The organism is Rhizobium sp. 05N49 (assembly GCF_056396805.1).
Genome location: NZ_JBFTME010000001.1, coordinates 552079 through 576157, shown reverse-complemented (window position 1 = coordinate 576157; position 24079 = coordinate 552079). Strand labels below are relative to the sequence as shown.

Here is a 24079-nt window from a genome sequence, read left to right as displayed (position 1 = left end):
CGGATTCGGTGCCGGTTTACAGAGAAAAGATCGCTTGCATCGCTTCCCGCAGCAAAAAAATGCTCTTGAGTGTGCATGAATTTCAATCGGTTAGATCCTCGCGCCGGCCGGACAGCCAGAAATGGCTTTATCACACGTGTGTTACTCTATAAAATGAATCGTGTATCCGGTCCGAAGGGAGGAGCCGAGCTGTTGTTTCCGCGTCGATCCGGGCCGGGTCTTGAGGAAGCTGGCTTAATCCATCAGAGGAGACAGACATGATGAATGCACTGCCGCCACTTCACAACGGACATGCCCCGTTTACCCTGCAACAGCTGTTCCGTGAGGCCCTCTATGCCTACGAGGAATGGGACAGCGAACTGACGGAGCCTATTGTCACCCATGAAGGCAGGGTCATTCCGATCAGCTTCGTTTTCGAGGCCATGCGGGAATGCACTGATATCGTCCCGGCCAATATCGTCGGCGCCGTTACCGAACGGCTGACCAAGCCCTGGGAAGGCGAGGGGCCGCTGGACCAGATGACTTTCTCTACGGCGGCGCGCGTCATGCGCGTTCTGGTGCGCAAGCGCCTTCTTGCCAATGGCACGCCTGATATCGTCGCGCTGTCGACGCGCGGATCCGAAGCGGAACCCCGCGATTAGGCATTCGGGATCGCGGCACTGGCCGCGATCCTGTTCCCCGCAGGGAACCCAGCTCATTTCCAGCCGTTGAAACAGGCAGAAAAGGAATGAGCACCATGTTGAGATCCATTCTTCACGAAATCATGGGAACAGGCGTTCACGAGGCCGGTCTGCCGCGGTCGCTGGAACAGTTCCTCGGCCAAAAGAACGTGCTGATCGTCTTCGCGGATGCAGAGGACGACAGGCCGATCATTCAGGACGAATTGCTGCGCAAATCACAGATGCGGCTCATCGAAGAGGATATCGAAGTTTTCACCATTGCCGGCGGCGGCGCATTTTCTCTGTTCGAAGACGGACATGATCTCGATGCCGACGATGTGCGCGATGAGCTTCAGGGGCCGCTCAGCGGTGAATTCGGGCTAGTGCTTGTCGGCACTGACGGCAAAGTGAAGCTGCGTTCCAGCGAGCCGATGAGCGTGGAGGATATCAGCCGCGCCGCCGATATCCCTTCGCCGAACCACTAGAGTTCGAATGCTTCCTTGAGGCCGAGGCTCTTGCGTTCGCGCAGGTCGAGGTCGGCCTCGATATGGGCTATGTGGTGGAGCATCAGATGGCAGGCTCGATCGAGTTCCCTGCTTTCGATCGCCTCGATAATGTCCCCATGTTCGGAATGGCCACAGCTCGAAACGGTCGATTGCCCGTAAAGCGCGATCACAAGGGATGAACGGGCGACAAGTTCTTCCATGAAGCGCTGCATAATCGCATTGCCCGATATGACTGCAAGCGTCAGGTGGAAATCGCCCGATGCCTTGATCTCGGCCCGCCTTGCCGTCTGGCCGCGCTCGCCCATCAGCCGGCCCTCTTCCAAAAGCAATTGCTTCAAGTGCTGGATATCCGATGGCGTGATGCGGGCGGCGGCTTCGCGAAGAATGCCGGGCTCGACCAGGCGGCGGGCGGCAAATATCTGCCGGGCTTCATCGGGAGAGGGATAGGCGACGAAGGCGCCACGGTTTTTCTCGACGCTGACGAGACCTTCGTAGGACAGCGCCTGCAAGGCGGCGCGTGCCAGCGTGCGGCTGACACTGAAGAGATTGCCGACATCGCTTTCCGACAGTTTCGTTCCGGGTGACAGGCGCCGCTCGACGATAGCTTCCCTGATTGCATCGCGAATCTGCGGGACGCCCGTTTCCTGGGTGTCGTCTCGGCTCATGGCGCTGGCGGCGGATTTCATGAAATCGGTTTCCTTGATGTCAACAAATCATAGCTGCCTTCGTCTCAAAAGTTAAATGAATTTGTACGCACCGCATCGGCCAAATTGTATACGATTTTCTGCACGAATTGAGGACGAAAGCCCATTTTGTGTGCAGTGCGAAAAGTGCGAGAAATTTCGTCAGTCCAGATGAAGCTATTAAAAATTCTTGGTTTGCAAGGGTTTAAGATACGCCCACCAAACTGGCACGGCAGATGCATTGTCTTTCTCGAACAGGGGAAGACACGATGTCGAAAGCGGCAGAGATCGATATAGCATCCGTTTCCAAGGTCTATGGCGCGACCACGGCGGTCCATGCCATCAGCCTGAAAATCCCGGCTGGCTCCTATTGCTGCTTCTTGGGGCCGTCCGGCTGCGGCAAGACCTCGACGCTGCGCATGATCGCCGGTCACGAGACGATTTCATCGGGCGATATCCGCCTCGGCAACGTCGTCGTCACCGATTTCCCACCGGCCAAGCGGGGGACGGCGATGATGTTCCAGTCCTATGCATTGTTTCCGCATCTCGACCTCGTCGATAACGTCGCCTTCAGCCTGAAGATGAAGGGTGTCAACAAGGACGAGCGCCGCGCGAAGGCGCTGGACATGCTGAAGCTGATGCAGATGGAGGCCTATGCATCCCGCCGGCCGGCACAGCTTTCCGGCGGCCAGCAGCAGCGTGTCGCCCTGGCCCGCGCACTGATTACCGATCCGGAAGCGCTGCTGCTCGACGAGCCGCTTTCCGCACTCGACCCATTCCTGAAGATCCGCATGCGCGCAGAGCTGAAGAAGCTGCAGAAGACGCTCGGCATTACCTTCGTACATGTGACGCACAGCCAGGAAGAGGCGATGGCGCTCGCCGACATCATCGTGATCATGAATGACGGGAAGATCGAGCAGGCCGCGTCTCCGCGGCAGGTGTTCGAAAAGCCGGCAACCGCCTTCGTCGCCCGCTTCATGGGCGATCACAATGTGCTCTCCGGTCGGGTCACTTCGAGCGAGAACGGCGTGATCGTGATGACTGTGCCGGAAGGGCAGAGTTTTTCCGTACGCGGGACGGGCAGGGAGGTCGGCGAAGCCGTCGATATCGGCATCCGCACCGACCGCGTGCGCCTTCAGGTGGCGACCGAATGGACCCTCGGCTTCAACGGGGTCGTCTCCAATATCGAATATCGCGGCTCCTCGGTGAAGATCACCGTTTTGGGGGCTGGCAGCGACGACTTCACCGTCATCGCAAGCGACAGCGATTACTTCGCAAAGCCGGTTTCGGTCGGCGATGCGGTGGCTCTGAGTTGGGCCCTGGAGGATGCCGTCCTCCTGGGCCGCGTGTCTGCATAACCTTCAATATCAAGAAAAGGGGAACTGCCATGACGACTGAAACGAAATCCATCAAGGCGGAAAAGGGAATTTCCCGCCGCTCGCTTCTGAAGACCGGTGCCGCTGCCGTCGGCGCCATTGCCGGCTCGGGCGCTATCACCGGCTTCCCGACCATCTGGGCGCAGTCCAACATCACGCTTCGCCAGTTCGGCACCGGCGTTTCGAACATCAATGCGATTGCCGAGAAGTGCAAGCAGGACCTCGGCATCACGCTCGAGATGACCGCGACCGATTCCGATGCCGCCGCCCAGCGCGCCGTCACCCAGCCCGACAGCTACGATATTGCCGATATCGAATACTGGATCTGCAAGAAGGTGTTCCCGACCGGCGTTCTGCAGCCGATGGACGTCAAGAAGCTCAAATATTTCGACAAGGTCGTGCCGATCTTCACGAGTGGCAAGCTGAAGGCGGACAGCACGATCGCGCAGGGCACGGCGCCGCACACGGTCGGCTTCGTCGAGGCGCAGGACTCCAAGAAGTTCGCCAAGGAGCAGACCCAGTGGTTCACGATGATGCCGACGATCTACAATGCCGATACGCTCGGCATTCGTCCTGATCTGACCGGCCGCGACATCACCTCCTGGGCCGATATTCTCGATCCGGCCTATAAGGGCAAGACGGCGATCATCAACGTGCCGTCGATCGGCATCATGGATGCGGCGATGATCGCCGAAGCCTCCGGCAAGATCAAATATGCCGACAAGGGCAATATGACCAAGGAAGAGATCGACAAGACGATCGAATTCCTGATCAAGACCAAGGGCGACGGCCAGTTCCGCGCCTTCTGGAAGAGCTTCGACGAGTCGGTCAACCTGATGGCCTCGGGCGAAGTGGTCATCCAGTCCATGTGGTCGCCGGCCGTTGCCGCCGTCCGCTCCAAGGGCATTGCGTGCCGATTCCAGCCGCTCAAGGAAGGCTATCGCGCATGGGGCGGTGGTCTCGGCCTTGCCGCGCATCTGAAGGGTGCGCAGCTCGATGCGGCCTATGAATATATCAACTGGTACACGTCCGGCTGGGTCGGCGCCTATCTCAACCGCCAGGGCTATTACTCGGCCTGCCTCGAAACCGCCAAGGCTTTCATGACCGCCGACGAGTGGGGCTACTGGATGGAAGGCAAGGCGGCTCAGGGCGATATCCTTTCGCCCGAAGGCAAGGTCATGGAGAAGGCCGGCTCGGTACGCGACGGTGGTTCCTTCGAAGACCGTATCGGCCATATCGCTTGCTGGAACTCCGTCATGGACGAAGACCGCTACATGGTCCGCCGCTGGAACGAGTTCATCGCGGCTTAAGTGTCTGCGGCTTTTCCCTCCCTAACCCTCCCCACAAGGGGGAGGGAACTTGTCGAGGGTGCGGCACCGTTCTCCCTCCCCCTTGTGGGGAGGGTTGGGGAGGGGTCTTTGATGACCTCTCCTCTCTCACCTTGACGAAGGAAAGGACCAGGCATGGCCACGATCGCTTCAGAGCAGACGATACCGGCAGCGGAGACGCCCAAACGCGCCTTGCGGCTTGCGCCATCTGCGATCTCCTATCTGCAGGCCACACCGCTGATTGCCATCCTCGGCTTCTTCTTCATCCTGCCGATCGCCATGATCGCGGTCGTCAGTTTCTGGGACTATGATTTCGCCGGCATCTATCCCGACTTCCTGACGATGAACTATACCGACACGCTCGGTTCATGGGTCACGTGGAAGACCTATCTCAATACCTTGAAATTCACTGTCATCGTCTGGGCGCTGACGCTCTTCATCGGCTTCTGGGTCGCCTATTTCCTGGCCTTTCACATCCGCAAGACCTCGACGCAGATGATCCTCTTCCTCGTCTGCACCGTGCCCTTCATGACGTCGAACATCATCCGCATGATCTCGTGGATCCCGGTGCTCGGCCGCAACGGGCTCGTCAATTCGGCGCTGGTGGACATGGGCATCGTGCCGCAGCCAGTCGAATGGCTGCTCTATTCGGATTTCGCCGTGGTGCTCGCCATGGTGCATCTCTACACACTGTTCATGGTCACGCCGATCTTCAACACGCTGATGCGCATCGACCGTTCGCTGTTCGAAGCGGCACGCGATGCCGGGGCCTCCGGCTGGCAAGTCCTGTGGAACGTGGTGATCCCGCTTGCCAAGCCTGGCATGGCGATCGGCACCATCTTCGTCGTCACGCTTGTGATGGCCGATTTCTCGACCGTGCAGGTCATGTCCGGCGGGCAGAGCGCCTCGGTGGCGCTGATGATGAAGAACCAGATGTCGCTGCTGCAATATCCGGCCGCTGCCGCCAATGCCGTCGTCTTGCTGGTGATGGTGCTGATGATGGTCGCGGCGATCCTGCGTGTCGTCGATATCCGCAAGGAGCTTTAGAATGTACCGCGAAAAACGCTCCCTCGAATTCTATGTGCTCGCCATCTTCTTCGCCGTCTTCGTTCTCTTTCTCTACGGGCCGCTCTCGGCGATCGTCATTCTCTCCTTCCAGGGGCCGGATGGAGGCCTGACTTTCCCGCTGAACGGCGTTTCGCTCCACTGGTTCTTCAATCTCTTCGAGAAGCAGGCGGTCGGCGATTTCGGCGCCTCCTTCCAGCGTTCGTTCATTCTCGGCCTGATGGTGATGATCGTGACCGTCGTCGTGTCGCTGATGGCGGGCCTTGCCTTCCGCCGGCGCTTCCGCGGCTCGTCGGTGCTGTTTTATGCGACGGTCGCGAGCCTCGTCGTGCCGTCGATCATCATCTCGCTCGGCATCGGCGTCGTCTTCCAGCAGGGCGGCTTGCGACCTGCCTGGTATTCCTCAGCCTTCGGCGCGCATCTGACCTGGACATTGCCCTTCGGCGTGCTGATCATGTTTGCCGTCTTCAACCGCTTCTCGCCGGCATATGAGGAGGCCGCGCGCGATCTCGGCGCGACGTCATGGCAAACCTTCCGCCATGTCGTGTTGCCGATGATCGCCCCAAGTCTCATCGGCGTCGGCCTGTTCGGCTTCACGCTCTCCTATGACGAATTCGCCCGCACGCTGATGACATCGGGCACCTACAATACGCTGCCGCTGGAAATCTACGGCATGACCACCAACGTCACGACGCCGGTGCTCTATGCGCTCGGCACGGTCACGACGCTCTTCTCCTTCACCATCATTCTCGTCGCGCTCGGCATCATGACGATGCTCGGCCGGCGACAGGCAAAGACACGCTGACATGCGCATATTGATCGTCAATCCCAATACGACCGCTTCCATGACCGAGAAAGCGGCAACCGCCGCCCGTGCGGTTGCCGCCGCCGGCACCGAGATCATCGCCGCCACCTCGCGCATGGGGCCGGTTTCCATCGAGGGGCACTATGACGGCGCGCTCGCCATTCCGGGGCTGCTGATGGAGATGAAGGAACGGCAGGGGGCCGGTTACGATGCAGCGATCGTCGCCTGTTTCGACGATACCGGGCTTGATGCGGCACGCACCTTTGCCGATGTGCCCGTTCTCGGGCTCTGCGAATCCGCTGTCGCTACCGCAGGTTTCCTCGCCCAGCGTTTCACCGTGGTGACGACGCTGGAGCGCTCCCGAGTGCTGATCGATAATCTCGTGCGCCGGTATGGCATGGGCAGTCGTGCGAAGGTGAGGGCATCGGATATTCCGGTGCTGGAACTGGAAGATGCTGCATCTGGCGCGATCGGCAAGCTGAAGGCGGAAATCGAACGGGCGCTTTCGGAAGATGGAGCGGAGGCGATCGTGCTCGGCTGCGCCGGCATGACGGATCTGGCGCGCGAACTGCAGGATGTCTACGGCGTGCCTGTCATCGATGGGGTTGCCGCTGCCGTGAAGCAAGCGGAAGCGCTGGTTTCGCTCGGTCTTTCGACCAGCAAACGCGGCTCTTATGCCTCGCCGCTGCCGAAACATTTCACGGGCGCGATGAGCGGTTTTGCGCCGATCCAGGCGGCCGGCTGAACATAAGGCGAAAACTCTTGACGGTGCATAGCGCCAAGTTTTGACTTTACTTTTTCCCCTCGCGTGAGAATTGTCGCAGCCGATTATCACGTTAGAGGAGAGCCGTGCCATGTCGATCGACGAGGATCTGATCCGTATTGCGGAACAGGAAAAGGCGTTGAGCTTCGATGCCTTCGATCTGACGACCGCATGGCAGCTCGGCAAGCTCTTGCAGGAGCTTGCCACCGAACGCGGGCTCGGCATCGCGATTGATATCACGCTGCATTCCATGCCGGTCTTCTACGCGGCCTTGCCGGGCGTGACGCCTGATAACGTCAATTGGGTGCGCCGCAAGCGCAACATGGTGTTCCGCTATTTCCGCAGCAGCTACGCTTCCGGCCTCAAGCTGCAGAAGGAAGGCAAGACGGTCGAGGACAACGGTCTTTCCGGCACCGACTACGCGCCACATGGCGGCAGTTTCCCGATCAACGTCAGAGGCACGGGCTGCATCGGCGCCGTCACCGTCTCAGGCCTGCCGCAGCGGGACGATCACAACCTCGCGGTCGAAGCCTTGGCGCTGATTTTGGCGAAGGATCTCGATACGCTGCGGCTGGCGTAGATACCGCCGCATTTCTGACAAATAAAAGCCACGAAAAGCACAAGATCGCGATCCGTTCCCGGTGACTGACGTATTTCGTGACGATAAGGTGCGCCCGGTTTTGTAAGTTATTGCCGGGACGCCATGTTACGTTTGCTCTTTGCCTTTCTTGCCATTGGTTTCAGCCTTTTCCTCGCCTCCTGCAATACGCTCTCGAAGGAAGAATGCGTCGCCGCCGACTGGCGGGTAATCGGTGAATCCGATGGCGCTGCCGGATACGAGCCGCAGGAGCGTTTTGCCGCGCATGCCAAGTCCTGCGAGCGGGTGAAGATCGTACCCGACCAGACCATCTGGTATCAGGGCTATCAGGCAGGTCTCGTGCGCTATTGCACGCCGATGAGCGGGCTGATGCACGGGCAGGCGGGTCACGGCTATTCCAATGTCTGCCCGCCGGAGACAGCGCCCGGTTTTCTGCGTGGCTACACGCTCGGCAACCGCCAGAGTTCACAGCAGTCGCGGCTGAGTTCGCTTCAGAGCGACTACGGATCGAAGGAAGCCGAGATCGACGACCTGTCGCGCAAGCTCAAGGATGCGCCGGATGCAGACCGGCGCGATATCCGCCGTCGGATGGACGATCTCGAAGACGATATGCGCCGCATCCGCAGAGAGCAGCGTGATGTTCAGGACGAACTCGACGATACCAGCGCGGAAGTGCAGTGGTTCCAGCAGAATCCGAACGCAGCGCCGCCTGCCATGCCTGGCTACTGAGGCTTTCGCCTCAGAGCTTGCCGCCGCCTTCGCCAATGCCCTTGGTCAGGCTCCCCGTTGCCGGGAAGAGCGGGATGAGGCAGGCCTGCAGGGCGTGGTAGATGTCGCCCTTGCCGGGGAAGAGCGAGTGTGAGGGAACGAGGTCTTCCGTCAGTTCCTCGTGCCAGCCGCCATTCTCATGGTCGATGAAACTGCGCTCGATCACATTCCAGATCTTGCGGTAGCATTCTTCGTGATAATCGCTCGGCAGGTGCTCGTTGAGGAAGTGCGCGGCGGCAGCACCCTCGCAGGCCGGCCACCAGAGCTTGTTGCGCTTGGCCGGCTTGTCGGCCCAGTCGAGCGTATAGAAGAAGCCGCCCTTGTCGTTGTCCCAGCCAAGCACCATTGACTGCTCGAAGAGGGCTTTGGCAGCATCCGGCATCCAGTCGATCTTCTTGCCGCCGAGCGCCCAGAGCTGCAGGATGAGGCGGGTCCATTCCAGCCAGTGGCCGGGCGTCGTGCCGGCCGGGCGGAACATTTCGTTCGGATGATAGTAATCCTTATCGAGGTTCCATTCGGTATCGAAATGCTCGGCAACACGCCAGTCGACGGAACCGGCCGAACGGCGGATGACGAGATCGGCGATGCTTTCGGCCTTGGTGAGGTAATCGCGGTCGCCTGTCGCCTCGAAGGCGGCCATTAGCGCTTCGGTCAGATGCATGTTGGAATTCTGGCCGCGATAGGTGCCGCCATCGAGAGGCTGCCAGTCGGCGGTGAACTCTTCGGCGATAGCGCCGTGCCTGGTTTCCCAGAACTTCGTGTTCAGGACCTCGGTAATATCGGTGAGCATGCCATCGGCGAGCGGATGGCCGATCGTCTTTGCCGAAGAGGCGGCGAGAAGGACGAAAGCGTGGCCGTAGCCCTGCTTGTTGGAATCGACGGGACCGTTGTTGTCCAGCGACCAGAAGTAACCGCCGTTCTTGCGGTCACGATGCTGGTTCCAGATGTAGTTCATGCCGTGATCGACGACATCTGCGGCACCGGGGCGGCCGAGAAGCGTGCCGATCGAGAAGCAGTGCACGGCGCGCGAGGCAATATGGAGTGGCCGTACCTGGCCTTCGGCATTGAGCGGCTTGCCGGCGTCGTCGAGGTCGTAGAAGCCGCCTTTGGGATTGATGGAATTGTGCTGGAAGAAATCGAAGAGACCGTTGGCCTGCGAAAGCAGCCAGCCTCGGTGGTAGGCGCGGGTAGACCAGTTGCCGAGTGCAGGTGCCATGATACTCCTCCGAATTCGTGCACAATGCCTTTAGGAAAACGCCTATATAGAGGTCGTGCGAGTCTGTCATCCGCCAAGGCTCGTAATGTCCCTAAAGCAACAGGCATATGTTGACATAAAGATATCTTTATGTGATTTGTCGTTTTCGATCTTGTAATATCAAGGAGCCTTCCCGTGTTCGATAATCTCTTTGGCCCCGAAGGGGGCAAGCGTGATGGCAGTGAAGTATTCGCGGCGCTGAAGAAGGCCGCCAGCGAACGCATTCTCGTCCTTGACGGTGCCATGGGCACGCAGATCCAGGGCTTGGGCTTCGATGAAGACCATTTCCGCGGTTCGCGTTTCATCGGCTGTGCCTGCCATCAGAAGGGCAATAACGACCTGCTGATCCTGTCGCAGCCGGACGCCATTGAAGAAATCCATTACAAATACGCCAAGGCCGGCGCCGATATCCTTGAGACCAACACCTTCTCCTCGACCCGCATCGCGCAGGCCGATTATGCGATGGAAGGCGAGGTCTATGCGCTGAACAAGGAAGGTGCCGAGATCGTGCGCCGCGCCGCGCAACGTGCAGAGCGCGAGGATGGCAGGCGCCGTTTTGTCGCCGGCGCTATCGGCCCCACCAACCGCACGGCGTCCATCTCGCCTGACGTCAACAATCCTGGTTTCCGCGCCGTCACCTTTGACGATCTGCGTGATGCCTATGCCGAGCAGATCGATGGCCTGATCGATGGCGGCGCCGATATCATCCTGATCGAGACGATCTTCGACACGCTGAACGCCAAGGCTGCGATCTTTGCCTGCGAAGAGCGTTTCGAGGCCAAGGGCATTCGTTTGCCTGTCATGATCTCCGGTACGATCACCGACCTTTCGGGTCGTACGCTTTCGGGCCAGACGCCGACTGCCTTCTGGAATTCGGTGCGCCACGCCAATCCCTTTACGATCGGCCTCAACTGCGCGCTCGGTGCCAATGCGATGCGCCCGCATCTGCAGGAGCTTTCTGGCGTTGCCGACACGTTCGTCTGCGCCTATCCGAATGCCGGGCTGCCGAACGAATTCGGCCAGTATGACGAGACGCCGGAACTGATGGCTGCGCAGATCGACAGCTTCGCCCGCGAAGGCCTCGTCAATATCGTCGGCGGCTGCTGCGGCTCGACGCCCGAACATATCCGCGTCATCGCCGAAACGGTGGCCAAGTACAAGCCGCGGCCGATCCCCGAGCATCGCCCCTTCATGTCGCTGTCGGGCCTCGAGCCCTTCGAGCTGACCAAGGACATTCCTTTCGTCAATGTCGGCGAGCGCACCAACGTCACCGGTTCGGCCAAGTTCCGCAAGCTGATCACCAATGCCGATTTCACGGCCGCACTCGATGTCGCCCGCGACCAGGTCGAGAACGGCGCGCAGGTGATCGACATCAACATGGACGAAGGCCTGATCGATTCCGAAAAGGCGATGGTCGAGTTCCTGAACCTGATCGCCGCCGAGCCTGACATCGCCCGCGTGCCTGTGATGATCGACTCGTCGAAGTTTTCGATCATCGAATCCGGCCTGAAGCGCGTTCAGGGCAAGGCGATCGTCAATTCGATCTCACTGAAGGAAGGCGAGGAGAATTTCCTCGCCCAGGCGCGCCTCCTGCATAATTACGGTGCGGCCGTCGTCGTCATGGCCTTCGACGAGACGGGGCAGGCCGACAGCTATCAGCGCAAGGTGGATATCTGCACGCGCGCCTACAAGCTGCTGACCGAGAAGGTCGGTTTCCCGCCCGAGGACATCATCTTCGACCCGAACATCTTCGCGGTCGCGACCGGTATCGAAGAGCACAATAATTACGGTGTCGACTTCATCGAAGCGACGCGCACGATCCGCAAGACGATGCCGCTCGTCCATATCTCGGGTGGTGTGTCGAATCTGTCCTTCTCCTTCCGCGGCAACGAGCCGGTGCGCGAGGCGATGCATGCCGTGTTCCTCTACCACGCCATCCAGGCGGGCATGGACATGGGCATCGTCAATGCCGGCCAGCTTGCCGTTTATGACCAGATCGATCCGGAATTGCGCGAGGCCTGCGAAGACGTGGTGCTGAACCGCCGTCCCGACGGAACCGAGCGGCTGCTGGAAGTGGCCGAGCGATTCCGCGGTGCCGCCGGCAAGGAAGGCAAGGTGCAGGATCTCTCCTGGCGCGAGTGGAGTGTCGCCAAGCGGCTCGAGCATGCGCTGGTCAACGGCATCACCGAATATATCGAGGCCGATACCGAGGAAGCCCGCCAGCAGGCGGCGCGTCCGCTGCACGTCATCGAAGGGCCGCTGATGGCCGGCATGAACGTCGTCGGCGATCTCTTCGGCTCGGGCAAGATGTTCCTGCCGCAGGTGGTCAAGTCCGCCCGCGTCATGAAGCAGGCCGTTGCCGTTCTCCTTCCCTATATGGAAGAGGAGAAGCGGTTGAATGGCGGCGAGGAGCGCAAGTCCGCCGGCAAGATCCTGATGGCGACCGTCAAGGGCGACGTGCACGATATCGGCAAGAACATCGTCGGCGTCGTGCTCGCCTGCAACAATTACGAGATCATCGACCTCGGCGTCATGGTGCCGGCAACGAAGATCCTGGAGACGGCTGTTGCCGAGAAGGTCGATGTCATCGGTCTTTCCGGCCTCATCACGCCGTCGCTTGACGAGATGGTGCATGTGGCTGCTGAGATGGAGCGGGAGGGCTTCGATATCCCGCTGCTGATCGGCGGGGCCACGACTAGCCGCGTGCATACGGCGGTCAAGATCCATCCGGGCTACAACAAGGGCCAGTCCATTTACGTGACGGATGCCAGCCGTGCTGTCGGCGTCGTGTCCTCGCTGCTCTCGCCGGAAGCCCGTCAGGGCTATATCGACGATATCAGGGCCGAATATGCCAAGGTCGCCGCCGCCCATGCGCGCAGCGAAGCCGAGAAGGTGCGTCTGCCGCTCACTCGTGCCCGCGAGAACGCACAGAAGGTCGACTGGGCGGCCTACAAGCCGACCAAGCCGAGCTTCCTCGGAACCAAGGTATTCGAAGATTACGATCTGGCTGACCTTGCCAAGTACATCGATTGGACGCCGTTCTTCCAGACCTGGGAGTTGCGCGGCCGCTACCCGGCGATCCTCGAAGACGAGAAGCAGGGCGAAGCAGCCCGCGCACTCTGGGCCGACGCCCAGGCGATGCTGAAGAAGATCATCGACGAGAAGTGGTTCCGCCCGCGCGCCGTCATCGGCTTCTGGCCGGCGGGTACCGTTGGCGACGATATCCGCCTGTTCAAGGACGATGCGCGCAAGGAGGAGTTGGCGACGTTCTACACCCTGCGTCAGCAGCTTTCGAAACGCGATGGCCGTCCGAACGTGGCGTTGTCGGACTTCGTCGCGCCCGTGGATAGCGGCGTGCTGGACTATGTCGGCGGCTTCGTGGTGACGGCGGGCTTCGAGGAGATCGCCATCGCCGAACGTTTCGAGCGTTCGAACGACGACTATTCCTCGATCCTCGTGAAGGCGCTTGCCGACCGCTTCGCTGAAGCTTTCGCCGAGTGCATGCATGAGCGCGTACGCCGCGAATATTGGGGTTACGCCAAGGACGAGCATCTCTCCAACGAGGATCTCATTACCGAGGCCTATGCCGGTATCCGCCCGGCACCCGGTTATCCGGCCCAGCCCGATCACACCGAGAAGAAGACCTTGTTCGGTCTTCTCGATGCGGAGAACACCGCCGGCGTGAAGCTGACCGAAAGCTATGCGATGTGGCCCGGCTCGTCGGTATCCGGCATCTATATCGGCCACCCCGACTCCTACTATTTCGGCGTCGCCAAGGTGGAGCGCGATCAGGTCGAAGACTATGCCAAGCGCAAGGGCATGGATGTCACCGAGGTCGAGCGCTGGCTCGGACCGGTGCTCAACTACGTGCCGCGCAAGACTGCTGAAGAGATCGAAGACGCTGCCTGATTGCGGAGTCTTTTCCGTCGCTTGAGGCGGCGTGCTCAGTCGTTGATTCAATGAACGATGAAGCCGGGAAGTGATTCACTTTCCGGCTTCATCTTATTGAATTGGAAGAAAAATCAGGTCGCGCCTATCGTCAGCTCGGCGACGAAGTCATAGGCGTCGCCGCGATAGAGCGAGCGAGTGAATTCCACCGCGCGGCCAGAGCCGAGATAGGAAATACGCTCGATGGAAAGTCCAGCCTGGCCGACGGGCACGCCGAGAAGATGGGCGTCGGCTTCCTTCATGTTGGTCGCAGATATGCGCTGCACGGCGCGGACGGGGCGCACGCCGAGCCGTTCCAACTCGGCATAGAGCGAATTGGTGACAGCAGAGGGATCGGGCAGGAATTCGCCCGATACGCTTGCATGTTCGATCGCCAGAGGCTGGTCGTCGGCGATGCGCAGGCGCGACAGGCGTGAAACCTTGATGTCCGTGCCGAGGCCGAGGATCATCATCTCGTCGGGTGAGGGTGTGTGCACGCCCTTGTGCAGCCATTCGGAGCGGGCGGTCATGCCGCGCCGGGCCATGTCTTCCGTAAAGGAGGTGAGCTGGGACAGGCGCTGTTCGACCCTGGACACCGGCTTGGCGACGAAGGTGCCCGAACCGTGACGGCGCACGAGCAGGCCGTCGGCTACGAGTTCGTCGATCGCCTTGCGCACGGTCACGCGGCTGACGGCCGCAAATTCGGCAATGTCGCGTTCCGGGGGCAGGGCATCGCCATGGGCGAGCGTGCCGGTGCGGACAGCCTCTTCCAGTGTACGGCGGAGCTTTACATAGAGGGGGCCAGTGCCGCCGGCCTGCAGGCGCTCGGGAGACAGAATGGAGGCGAGATCATCGGTCATGCCACACCTCCCTGCCGGTCGTTCATCAGTTTGACGGCGAGATCGACCGCACCCTGCAGTGCATCGGCTTTCGGCTCCGCCAGCAACGTCTTGTGCCGATCCGCAAGCCAGGGATGGTAGGGTCTGGCAAGGCCGCCGAGCAGGCAGATCGTCGGGCATTCGGGCCATGAGAGCGCGTCGAGGCTCGCATCAATCGCATCTGCCGCCTCCCTGACGATCTCGATTGCGATCGCATCACCGGCCTCTGCAGCCTCGAATACCGCCGGTGCGTATCGTGCGAAATCCCGGGGGCGGGCGGTATGGGCGAATTCGACGATCCGCTCGGGATCATTGCCATATTCCGCCATGATCTTCTCCGTCAGCGGTGAGGTGGCGCGAACCTTGTCATAGGCAAGCAGGGCCTTTTCCAGGAGGTCGCGGCCGAGGCGTGCGCCGCTTGCCTGATCGCCAACAATGGAACCCCAGCCGCCGATGCCGTGCAGCTTGCCCTCTCGGCGCGCATTGTAGACGGAGCCGGTTCCGACGGCGCCGACTATGCCGTCGGCATCGCCGAGTGCCCCTTGCAACGATATCAGCGCATCGGTGACAACCCGGCCGTCACCAAAGGGCAAGGCCTTTTCGATGCGCGTGCCGTAATCGCCGACATTGGCGCCGGCAACGCCCACGACTGCGGAGATTGTGGAAGCGGTTTCATCCCCAAATCCGGCGTCACGCAGTGCCTGGCGCGCGGATTCGACGATATTGACGAGAGAGTTTTCCAGATCGGAAAGGATGTTGGCAGGGCCAGCCTTGCCGAGGCCTATGACATTGCCCATTCTGTCCGCAACTGCTGCCCGGCAGCTTGTTCCGCCACCATCTATGCCGATTGCAAGTTCCGTCATCGGACCTCCGGTTAAGCCGTTCCCTTATGTTTTCTTATACAATACCAAAAAAATACCATTTACCAAGCAGAAATGACCGTGAATTATGCGGTTTTTATCTTATTGATTTCAAACGATAAAAATTTTTAATGAATTTTCTCGGGTTCAGAAGTTAATTTTGGCTGGACAATTGGTATTTTTTTGGCCTTAATTCCGSAAAAGGGAACAGCGTATCGAGGCATGTGAAAACCGGCAAAGAAAAACAGCGCCGGCCAGGTTTCGAGAAAGGTGCAGACGGTGATCGCAGGAGCCGGAATGGCTCGCGGAGGCGTGCGGTATCTTTCCAAGTTTTCCCTTATTTCAAGCGCCCGGTTCAGCGTATCGGGAGGGCGCACCGTTCGGCCGGAGGCTAGCGTCCTTCGTGTCGGCAGAGCTTCAGGGCCGCCAGTCTTGGCGGCTCTAAAAGGGGCGTTGGGTGTTTCCTCAGGCACGCCAACCGCTTGTTTCAGACCGAAAACAGCGCCTAGCGGCGCGTAAAACAGGAGAGGGAAATGAAAAACACTGCTCTGAAACGTTTGCTGCTTGCCTCCAGCCTGCTGTCGTCAGCTGGCCTCGTTCATGCCGCCGACGTGACGCTCACCGTCGAAAGCTGGCGTAACGACGACCTGCAGATCTGGCAGGAAAAGATCATCCCGGCTTTCGAAGCCAAGAACCCGGGCATCAAGATCGTCTTCTCGCCGACCGCTCCGACTGAATACAACGCTTCGCTGAATGCCAAGCTCGATGCCGGTTCCGCAGGCGACATCATTACCTGCCGTCCATTCGACGCTTCGCTCGAACTCTTCAACAAGAAGCAGCTCGTCGATCTCACCAGCCTTTCCGGCATGGAAAACTTCTCGCCGGTCGCCAAGGCTGCATGGTCTACGGACGACGGCAAGTCGACCTTCTGCGTGCCGATGGCTTCGGTCATCCACGGCTTCATCTACAACAAGGATGCCTTCGACAAGCTCGGCATCGCTATTCCGAAGACGGAAGACGAGTTCTTCGCAGCCCTCGACAAGATCAAGGCTGACGGCACCTACATCCCGCTCGCAATGGGCACGAAGGATCTCTGGGAAGCCGCAACCATGGGCTACCAGAACATCGGCCCGAACTACTGGAAGGGTGAAGAGGGCCGCGAAGCCCTGATCTCTGGCAAGCAGAAGCTCACCGACGCCGACTGGGTCAAGCCCTATGAAGAGCTTGCCAAGTGGAAGCCCTATCTCGGCGACGGTTTCGAAGCCCAGACCTACTCGGACAGCCAGAACCTCTTCACGCTCGGCCGCGCCGCCATCTACCCGGCCGGTTCGTGGGAAATCGCGCTGTTCAACACGCAGGCTCAGTTCAAGATGGGCGCCTTCCCGCCGCCGGTTCCGAAGTCCGGCGACCAGGGCTACATCTCCGACCATCCGGATATCGGCGTTGCCCTGAATGCCAAGAGCACGCACCAGGAAGAAGCCAAGAAGTTCCTCACCTGGGTTGCTTCGCCTGAGTTTGCTGACATCTACGCAAACTCCCTGCCGGGCTTCTTCAGCCTGAACTCCAACCCGGTCAAGATGAGCGATCCGCTCGCTCAGGAATTCGTTTCCTGGCGCGGCCCGTACAAGTCGACCGTCCGCTCGACCTATCAGATCCTGTCGCGTGGTACGCCGAACCTCGAAAACGAGACCTGGGTTGAATCGGCCAACGTCATCAACGGCACGGACACTCCGGCCGTCGCTGCCGAAAAGCTCCAGAAGGGCCTCGACAGCTGGTACAAGCCGGGCAAGTAAGGTTTTGAAGGTGAGGGGCGGCCTATTGGACCGCCCCTTATCGGCCTGCCGGCCATCTTGTCCCGCGAGGGGCAAGAGACTCGCAGCCGCCTCCTGGCCCGTGGTTTTCAGGTATGGGCATGGTCCGGCTCTCCGAAGAAGGAGAGGGGAATGAGGGGCAAGATTTCCACCTGCGCTGCGCCTGATGGTCCAGCCAATAAAAACAGGCAAAAGCCATGAGCGAAGCCGACACCGCAGTCGACGTGATCCCGATCAAGCGTCCCATTCGCTGGCATATCGGAATCTTCCTTCTTCCGGCCTTCATCGTCTATACGGCGATCATGATCCTGCCGCTGATCGAAACGCTCCGGCTTTCCTTCTACAACACGGTCGATGGCGCACCGGCCTTCGTTGGCTTTGCCAATTACAAGGTTCTCTTCGGCGATGCCCGCTGGGTGCATGACTTCTGGAATGCGTTGCGCAACAACGTCATCTTCTTCATCATCCATATGTGCGTGCAGAACCCGATCGGCATTGCGCTTGCCGCACTTCTGTCGACGCCGCGGCTTCGTTTCGTTGCCTTCTACCGTACTGCTATCTTCCTGCCGACGCTGCTCTCCTTCGTCATCGTCGGCTTCATCTGGAAGCTGATCCTGTCGCCGATCTGGGGTGTCGCACCCTGGCTGATGAGCCTCGTCGGCCTGAAGTGGGCCTTCGCACCCTGGCTCGGTCAGTCCGGCCCGGCGCTGATCGCGGTGTCGCTGATCTCGAACTGGCAATATATCGGCATCCCGATGATGCTGATCTATGCGGCACTTCTGAGCATTCCCGAGGAAGTGATCGAGGCTGCCGAATGCGACGGCATTACCGGCTGGGCGCAGTTCTGGAAGATCAAGCTGCCGCTGATCCTGCCGGCGATCGGCATCATCTCGATCCTGACTTTCGTCGGCAATTTCAACGCGTTCGATCTGATTTATACCGTGCAGGGTGCGCTTGCAGGCCCCGACATGTCGACGGATATTCTGGGCACTCTGCTCTACCGCACCTTCTTCGGTTTCCAGCTGCAACTCGGCGACCGCTCCATGGGAGCGACGATCGCGACGGTCATGTTCCTGATCATCCTCGCCGGCGTCTCCTTCTATCTTTTCGCCATCCAGCGGCGCATGCGCCGCTACCAGTTCTGAGGAGTGTGAGCCCATGTCGAACAGAGCGCGCACATCCCCCATCCGCACCGGCCTCGTACATCTCGCGCTGATCGGTTACACGCTGATTGCGATCTTCCCGGTGTTCCTGACGATCGTGAATTCGTTCAAGGACCGCAACTCGATCTTCCGGTCGCCGCTGCAGGTGCCGACCCCCTCGACCTTCAGCCTCGTCGGTTACCAGACGGTGCTGGGGCAGGGTGACTTTGCCACCTATTTCCAGAACAGCTTCATCGTGACGATCGTTGCGATCTTCCTTGTGCTGCTGTTCGGAGCGATGGCCGCCTTTGCGCTGTCGGAATACCGTTTCAAGGGCAATACCCTTGTTGGCCTCTATATGGCGATCGGCATCATGATCCCGATCCGCCTCGGAACGGTTGCTATCCTGCAGGGCATGGTCGCGACCGGGCTCGTCAACACGCTGACGGCGCTGATCCTCGTCTATACGGCGCAGGGTATTCCGCTCGCGATCTTCATTCTCTCGGAATTCATGCGCACCGTGTCCGACGACCTGAAGAATGCCGGGCGTATCGACGGGCTTTCGGAATATGCGATCTTCTTCCGCCTCGTCCTGCCGCTGGTGCGGCCGGCCATGGCGACGGTCGCTGTCTTCACCATGATCCCGATCTGGAACGACCTGTGGTTCCCGCTGATCCTGGCTCCGTCAGAAGCCACAAAGACGGTGACGCTCGGCTCGCAGATCTTCATCGGCCAGTTCGTCACCAACTGGAACGCGGTTCTGGCGGCGCTGTCGCTCGCGATCCTGCCGATCCTCGTTCTCTATGTCATCTTCTCGCGGCAGCTGATCCGCGGCATTACCTCGGGAGCCGTCAAGTGAGCCAATCTGACAAGCCGATCCGTGTCCTTGTTGCCGGCCTCGGCAATATGGGCCGCAGCCATGCGCTCGCCTATCACAACAATCCGGGCTACGAGATCGTTGGCCTCGTCAACCGCTCCAAGCCGAGCCAGCTTGCGCCGGAGCTGGAGCAGTACACGATCCATCCCGACTTCATGACGGCGCTTGCCGAGCTGAAGCCGGATCTCTGCTCGATCAATACTTATTCCGACAGCCATGCCGATTATGCCGTCGCCGCCTTCGAGGCCGGCTGCGACGTCTTCGTCGAAAAGCCGCTGGCAACGACCGTTGCCGATGCGGAGCGCGTCGTGGCCGCGGCAAAGAAGGCGGGCAAGAAGCTGGTCATCGGCTATATCCTGCGTCACCACCCGTCCTGGAAGAAGTTGATCGAGGAGGCGCGGAAGCTCGGTGGTCCCTATGTCTTCCGCATGAACCTCAATCAGCAGTCCAGCGGGCCGACCTGGGCGACGCACAAGTCGCTGATGCAGACGACCTCGCCGATCGTCGATTGCGGCGTCCACTATGTCGATGTCATGTGCCAGATCACCGATGCAAGGGCGGTCGAAGTGCGCGGCATGGGCCTGCGCCTGTCGAACGAGATCGCGCCGGACATGTATAATTACGGCCATCTGCAGGTGCTCTACGAGGACGGTTCCGTCGGCTGGTACGAGGCCGGCTGGGGGCCGATGATTTCCGAGACGGCCTTCTTCGTGAAGGATGTGATGTCGCCGAACGGCGCCGTCTCGATCGTCATGGATCCGAACGCGAAGTCCGACGATATCGACACGCATACAAAAACCTCCGTCATCCGCCTGCATACGGCAGAGACCGGGCCCGACGGCAAGTTCATTCGTCCCGATCAGGACATGACGATGGAAGGCGAGCCCGGCCATCAGGCGCTTTGCGACCTGGAGCAGGCCTTCGTGCTGCGCGCCATCAACGAGGATCTGGACCTCAACCGCCATATGGATGATGCGGTGGCCTCGCTGCGCATCTGCCTTGCCGCTGACGAAAGCGTGCGCACCGGCCGACCGGTTAGACTATAAGGAAAGACTAGTGGGATCGCTTCAACTCAAATCCATCCGCAAGGCCTATGGCAAGCACGAAGTGCTGAAGGGCATCGACCTTGAGGTCAAGGACGGCGAATTCGTCATCTTCGTCGGTCCGTCAGGCTGCGGGAAATCGACCCTGCTGCGCAGCATTGCCGGCCTGGAAGACGTCACTTCGGGCGCCGTCATCATCAATGGTCGCGACGAGACGCTGACGCCGCCGGCCAAGCGTGGCATCGCCATGGTGTTCCAGTCCTATGCGCTTTATCCGCACCTGACGGTCAAGGACAATATGGGCCTCGGTCTGAAACAGGCGGGGGCGGCGAAGGATGAAATCGAGACGCGCGTGACGAAAGCCTCGTCCATGCTGTCGCTCGAGCAATATCTGGCGCGCCGCCCGGCCGAGCTTTCGGGTGGCCAGCGCCAGCGTGTGGCGATCGGCCGGGCGATCGTGCGCGAGCCGGAACTCTTCCTCTTCGATGAGCCTCTTTCCAACCTCGATGCGGCTCTGCGCGTGCAGACGCGCCTCGAAATCGCTCGCCTGCACCGCAGCCTGAAGGCGACGATGATCTATGTCACCCACGATCAAGTGGAAGCCATGACGCTTGCCGACAAGATCGTGGTGCTGAATGCCGGCGCGATCGAGCAGATCGGCTCGCCGATGGAATTGTATAATCGCCCGGCCAACACGTTCGTCGCCGGTTTCATCGGCTCGCCGCAAATGAACTTCATCCCTGCCGACAAGGTCGGCGATGCGCAGGCCAAGACGGTCGGCATTCGTCCGGAGCATCTGACGCTCTCGCGCGACAGCGGCAGCTGGAAGGCCAAGACCGTGCATGTCGAGCATCTCGGCGCCGATACGATCGTCTATCTGGAATCGGATCAATGCGGTCTCTTGACCGCACGTCTCTTCGGCGAACACAAGTACGAACCGGATGAGATCGTCTATGCGACGCCGGATGGCAGCCATATTCACCGCTTCGATGCGAACGACAGGGCAATCCGCTGATTGCAACCGGAACGAAAAGCCCCGCCATCGAGCGGGGCTTTTTCTTTCAGGCGGTATTGAAGGCAAATCAGCGCCGGAAAAGCCGTCCATCGATGATGATCAGGCTGGTCATGATCAGGCTCATCCCGCCAAGCTCGAACGCCTCCAGTCTTTCGCCGAGAAAGACCGTGCCGAGCAGGATCGCGCTGACGGGCACCAGCAGCGTCACCAGCGATGCATTGGTCGCCCCGGCCGAGGCGATGAGATTGAAATACAGAATGAAGGCGAAGGCGGTCGTCAGGATCGCGAGAAAAAGCACGGCCATCCATATCGCAGCAGACGATGTGACGATGTCGGCCGGGCTGTAGAAAATGAAGACGATCGGCAGCATGAGGATGGCAGCACCTGTCAGCTGGCCGGTGGCAACGACTGTCGGGCTTATGCCTTTGAAGCGTTTGGCGTAGACGACGGCGAAAGCGTAGGAGACGGCGGCTCCGATGACTGCGAGCTTTGCCCAGGTGGGGCCGCCGAGATTGGACAGAAGTCCCGGGCCGATCATGACGGCGGCGCCCGCGATGCCGATGACGACGCCTGCGATCTTCGCGGTTGAGATCTTTTCATCCAGCGTCAGCGCGTTTGCTGCGAGGATCGTCCAAAGAGGTGTCGTTGCATAGAAGACCGAGGCGAGGCCGGCGCCGATCTCCGTTTGGCCGGTGAAGATCAGCGAGAACGGAATGACGTTGTTGAGAAGGGCAAGACACAGGAAAGAGCCGGGCCGGGCGAGAACGGGTGCGAAGGAAATGCCGCGCAGCCTTAACCAGAGATGCAGGACCAGCGCGGCGATCGTCACGCGATAAAGCACAAGGGCCAGCGGCGGAATTTCGGACACGGCGACGCGGGCGAGGAAGAAGGACCCGCCCCAAAGTGCGCCCAGGAGCGTGAGCTGGCCCCAATCCTTCGCTGACATTGACTGTGTCATCGCTTCGGTATGCAAAGCCTCATCCAATGAATGGAGACAAGCCCTGCAGTCTATCCCCCGTGCGGGCGGGCAACAGCGACGGAACGGTGCCGATTCCGAATTCTATGGAATCTGGTGCTGTCTTATCCCGATCGGCTGGATTGATATGTCTGGACTAAATTCCGGGGCTCTCAGCCGAGAACCGGGCGCATGAAACTGCGCTCATAGCTGATGATGCTGCGGTTGCGCCTGTCGAGCTCGAAGGCGGCCTGACATTCCGGGTCGCTTGCCATTCGGGTGCGGTAGTCCTCGTAAGCGGCAAGGCTCGGGAAGGAAAACAGCGCAATAGCAATGTTGTTGGCGCCTTCCGATGGCAGGAAGTAGCCGTGATGGGCGCCTCCCATCCTGTTGACGATGGGGATCCAGAGCCGGGCGTATTGTTCGAATTCTGCAAGCTTGTAGGGGTCGATGACGTATCGCAGATGGCAGGTAATCATTGAAAGACCCCGTTGTGGAACGACCGAGCGGATGTCCGTCCGGTCTGTATTGCTTGCCCGGATTCGAGGCAAGCCGTTTGGTCTTTACGCTGCCTTCCGTTTCGATGCTATCTCCCCRATCTGGATATTCGGAGGGGCAGGGGCTCATGAAAAATAGGTAGCAGGCATGCAAAAGGCGCCGCGTTGCGGCGCCTTCGTTTGTTTCAGTCCGTCTCGATCAGTCGCGGATGACGAGCAGGTCGGCGGCCATGAAGCGGAGCGTCACGGTCTCGCCAGCGGCCGGCGGCCTGACGCCGGGGCTGTTGAACATGTCGAAGGAGATCACGTTGCCGCCGACATTCATGCGGGTGCGGATGACCGAACCCAGGAAGTGGGCAGATACGACCTCGCCGGTCAGGGCGGTGTCGCTCTGGGCGCCTTCGGCGAGCGAACCGGCTTCCGGACGGAGCGCAAGCTGAACGGTGTCGCCAGCCTTGTAGGTCTGGACCGACTGTTTCAGCGTGATGCCCTGATCGCCGATCTGGATGCGGTTGCTGTCGGGATCGACGACCTTGGCTTCGATGAGGTTCAGCGTGCCGACGAAGGAGGCGACGAAGCGCGTTGCCGGCGTGTTGTAGATTTCGAAGGGCGTGCCGATCTGGTCGGCCTTGCCGCCGTTCATGACGACGATGCGGTCGGAGATCGAGAGCGCTTCTTCCTGGTCGTGCGTGACGAAAACCGTGGTGATGCCAAGCGACTGCTGGATCTGGCGGATTTCCTCGCGCAGCGACACGCGGATCTTGGCATCGAGCGCCGAGAGCGGTTCGTCGAGCAGCAGAACCTGCGGCTTGACCGCAAGGGCGCGGGCAAGTGCGACGCGCTGCTGCTGGCCGCCCGACATCTGGTAGGGGAAGCGGTCCGCCAGGTGATCGAGCTTGATCAGGCCGAGCATTTCCTTGACGCGCTTGTCAATCTCCGACTTCGCAGCGCCCGCGACCTTCATGCCGAAAGCGACGTTGTCATGCACCGTCATGTTCGGAAAAAGGGCGTAGGCCTGGAAGACCATGCCGATGTTGCGCTGGTTCGGCTTCAGGGCGCGCTGGTCCTTGCCGTTGATCGTCAGCGTGCCGCCGGTCGGCGTCTCGAAACCGGCGATCATGCGCAGCACGGTCGTCTTGCCGCAGCCCGACGGGCCGAGGAAGGAAACGAATTCCCCTTTCTCGATGTTCATGTTGAAGTTCTTGACGACCTGGGTCTGGCCGAAGGATTTCTGAATGTTGGTCAGCGTAAGAAAGGACATGAGCCAA

The 24079-nt window shown here is 60.2% G+C and carries 22 protein-coding genes; 15 read left to right on the top strand and 7 right to left on the bottom strand.

The genetic code is table 11. From position 1 onward, the window contains the following. Nucleotides 1-257: 257 nt before the first annotated feature. Nucleotides 258-641, top strand: a complete 384-nt coding sequence (locus AC1DF8_RS02915; RefSeq protein WP_112541197.1) for a BRA0787 family protein — start codon at nt 258-260, stop codon at nt 639-641. Between the two features lie 95 nt (nt 642-736). Further along, complete coding sequence (locus AC1DF8_RS02910; RefSeq protein ID WP_112541315.1) at nt 737-1144, top strand: DUF4174 domain-containing protein; 408 nt, start codon at nt 737-739, stop codon at nt 1142-1144. On the opposite strand, the gene AC1DF8_RS02905 is transcribed toward AC1DF8_RS02910, so the two are convergent. Further along, on the bottom strand, nt 1141-1851 hold the full coding sequence (locus AC1DF8_RS02905; RefSeq protein WP_477994931.1) for a GntR family transcriptional regulator: 711 nt from the start codon (nt 1849-1851) through the stop codon (nt 1141-1143). The two genes, AC1DF8_RS02910 and AC1DF8_RS02905, sit on opposite strands and share 4 nt — an antisense overlap. Nucleotides 1852-2117: 266 nt before the next feature. On the opposite strand from AC1DF8_RS02905, the gene AC1DF8_RS02900 reads away from it, so the two are divergent. The 7 genes from AC1DF8_RS02900 to AC1DF8_RS02870 all read left to right on the top strand — a co-directional run bounded on the left by AC1DF8_RS02900 (nt 2118) and on the right by AC1DF8_RS02870 (nt 8512). Beyond that, a complete protein-coding gene (locus AC1DF8_RS02900) occupies nt 2118-3206 on the top strand; it encodes an ABC transporter ATP-binding protein (protein WP_477994930.1) in 1089 nt (362 codons plus the stop codon). 29 nt (nt 3207-3235) lie between these two features. Beyond that, nucleotides 3236-4534 carry an ABC transporter substrate-binding protein gene (locus tag AC1DF8_RS02895; protein WP_477994929.1) on the top strand — a complete coding sequence of 433 codons (1299 nt, stop codon included), beginning with the start codon at nt 3236-3238 and terminating at the stop codon, nt 4532-4534. Nucleotides 4535-4687: 153 nt separating this feature from the next. After that, the gene (locus AC1DF8_RS02890) at nt 4688-5599 is read left to right on the top strand and encodes an ABC transporter permease (RefSeq protein WP_477994928.1); all 912 of its coding nucleotides are present in this window, start codon (nt 4688-4690) and stop codon (nt 5597-5599) included. A 1-nt stretch (nt 5600) separates the two neighbouring features. Further along, a complete protein-coding gene (locus AC1DF8_RS02885; RefSeq protein WP_113016561.1) occupies nt 5601-6422 on the top strand; it encodes an ABC transporter permease in 822 nt (273 codons plus the stop codon). Between the two features lies 1 nt (nt 6423). Next, on the top strand, nt 6424-7167 hold the full coding sequence (locus AC1DF8_RS02880) for an aspartate/glutamate racemase family protein (RefSeq protein WP_477994927.1): 744 nt from the start codon (nt 6424-6426) through the stop codon (nt 7165-7167). A gap of 109 nt (nt 7168-7276) precedes the next feature. Then, the gene (locus AC1DF8_RS02875) at nt 7277-7765 is read left to right on the top strand and encodes a heme-degrading domain-containing protein (RefSeq protein WP_112541204.1); all 489 of its coding nucleotides are present in this window, start codon (nt 7277-7279) and stop codon (nt 7763-7765) included. 123 nt (nt 7766-7888) lie between these two features. Beyond that, entirely contained in the window at nt 7889-8512 is a 624-nt protein-coding gene (locus tag AC1DF8_RS02870; protein WP_112541205.1) for a DUF2799 domain-containing protein, read from the top strand. Nucleotides 8513-8522: 10 nt separating this feature from the next. Here AC1DF8_RS02870 and AC1DF8_RS02865 read toward each other — a convergent pair whose 3' ends face one another. Beyond that, nucleotides 8523-9767, bottom strand: coding sequence for an AGE family epimerase/isomerase (locus tag AC1DF8_RS02865; protein WP_112969216.1), 1245 nt, complete (start codon nt 9765-9767; stop codon nt 8523-8525). Between the two features lie 174 nt (nt 9768-9941). Here AC1DF8_RS02865 and metH point away from each other — a divergent pair, with 174 nt between their 5' ends. Continuing rightward, nucleotides 9942-13715 (top strand): methionine synthase, encoded by a 3774-nt coding sequence (gene metH / locus AC1DF8_RS02860; RefSeq protein WP_477994926.1) that lies wholly within the window; start codon nt 9942-9944, stop codon nt 13713-13715. Nucleotides 13716-13828: 113 nt separating this feature from the next. On the opposite strand, the gene AC1DF8_RS02855 is transcribed toward metH, so the two are convergent. Together AC1DF8_RS02855 and AC1DF8_RS02850 are read right to left on the bottom strand one after the other, a co-directional pair. After that, on the bottom strand, nt 13829-14593 hold the full coding sequence (locus tag AC1DF8_RS02855) for a GntR family transcriptional regulator (RefSeq protein WP_113016566.1): 765 nt from the start codon (nt 14591-14593) through the stop codon (nt 13829-13831). Then, nucleotides 14590-15474 carry a glucosamine kinase nucleotide-binding domain-containing protein gene (locus AC1DF8_RS02850; RefSeq protein WP_477994925.1) on the bottom strand — a complete coding sequence of 295 codons (885 nt, stop codon included), beginning with the start codon at nt 15472-15474 and terminating at the stop codon, nt 14590-14592. Before AC1DF8_RS02850 ends, AC1DF8_RS02855 begins: the two co-directional genes overlap by 4 nt. A gap of 530 nt (nt 15475-16004) precedes the next feature. Here AC1DF8_RS02850 and AC1DF8_RS02845 point away from each other — a divergent pair. The 5 genes from AC1DF8_RS02845 (at nt 16005) to AC1DF8_RS02825 (ending at nt 21359) form a co-directional block, all read left to right on the top strand. Continuing rightward, nucleotides 16005-17264 carry an ABC transporter substrate-binding protein gene (locus AC1DF8_RS02845; protein WP_477994924.1) on the top strand — a complete coding sequence of 420 codons (1260 nt, stop codon included), beginning with the start codon at nt 16005-16007 and terminating at the stop codon, nt 17262-17264. Between the two features lie 215 nt (nt 17265-17479). Next, nucleotides 17480-18427, top strand: a complete 948-nt coding sequence (locus AC1DF8_RS02840) for a carbohydrate ABC transporter permease (RefSeq protein WP_112541211.1) — start codon at nt 17480-17482, stop codon at nt 18425-18427. Between the two features lie 13 nt (nt 18428-18440). Beyond that, nucleotides 18441-19283: a carbohydrate ABC transporter permease gene (locus AC1DF8_RS02835; protein WP_112541212.1), complete on the top strand. Its 843-nt coding sequence runs from the start codon at nt 18441-18443 to the stop codon at nt 19281-19283. Then, the gene (locus tag AC1DF8_RS02830; RefSeq protein ID WP_112969221.1) at nt 19280-20347 is read left to right on the top strand and encodes a Gfo/Idh/MocA family protein; all 1068 of its coding nucleotides are present in this window, start codon (nt 19280-19282) and stop codon (nt 20345-20347) included. The genes AC1DF8_RS02835 and AC1DF8_RS02830 overlap by 4 nt, the downstream gene beginning before the upstream one ends. Nucleotides 20348-20357: 10 nt before the next feature. Further along, a complete protein-coding gene (locus AC1DF8_RS02825) occupies nt 20358-21359 on the top strand; it encodes an ABC transporter ATP-binding protein (RefSeq protein WP_112541214.1) in 1002 nt (333 codons plus the stop codon). A gap of 67 nt (nt 21360-21426) precedes the next feature. On the opposite strand, the gene AC1DF8_RS02820 is transcribed toward AC1DF8_RS02825, so the two are convergent. The 3 genes from AC1DF8_RS02820 to AC1DF8_RS02810 all read right to left on the bottom strand — a co-directional run bounded on the left by AC1DF8_RS02820 (nt 21427) and on the right by AC1DF8_RS02810 (nt 24072). Next, nucleotides 21427-22305: a DMT family transporter gene (locus AC1DF8_RS02820; RefSeq protein WP_477994923.1), complete on the bottom strand. Its 879-nt coding sequence runs from the start codon at nt 22303-22305 to the stop codon at nt 21427-21429. A 182-nt stretch (nt 22306-22487) separates the two neighbouring features. Beyond that, nucleotides 22488-22793, bottom strand: a complete 306-nt coding sequence (locus tag AC1DF8_RS02815; protein WP_112541215.1) for an NIPSNAP family protein — start codon at nt 22791-22793, stop codon at nt 22488-22490. Between the two features lie 217 nt (nt 22794-23010). After that, on the bottom strand, nt 23011-24072 hold the full coding sequence (locus AC1DF8_RS02810; protein ID WP_477994922.1) for an ABC transporter ATP-binding protein: 1062 nt from the start codon (nt 24070-24072) through the stop codon (nt 23011-23013). Nucleotides 24073-24079: the final 7 nt, after the last annotated feature.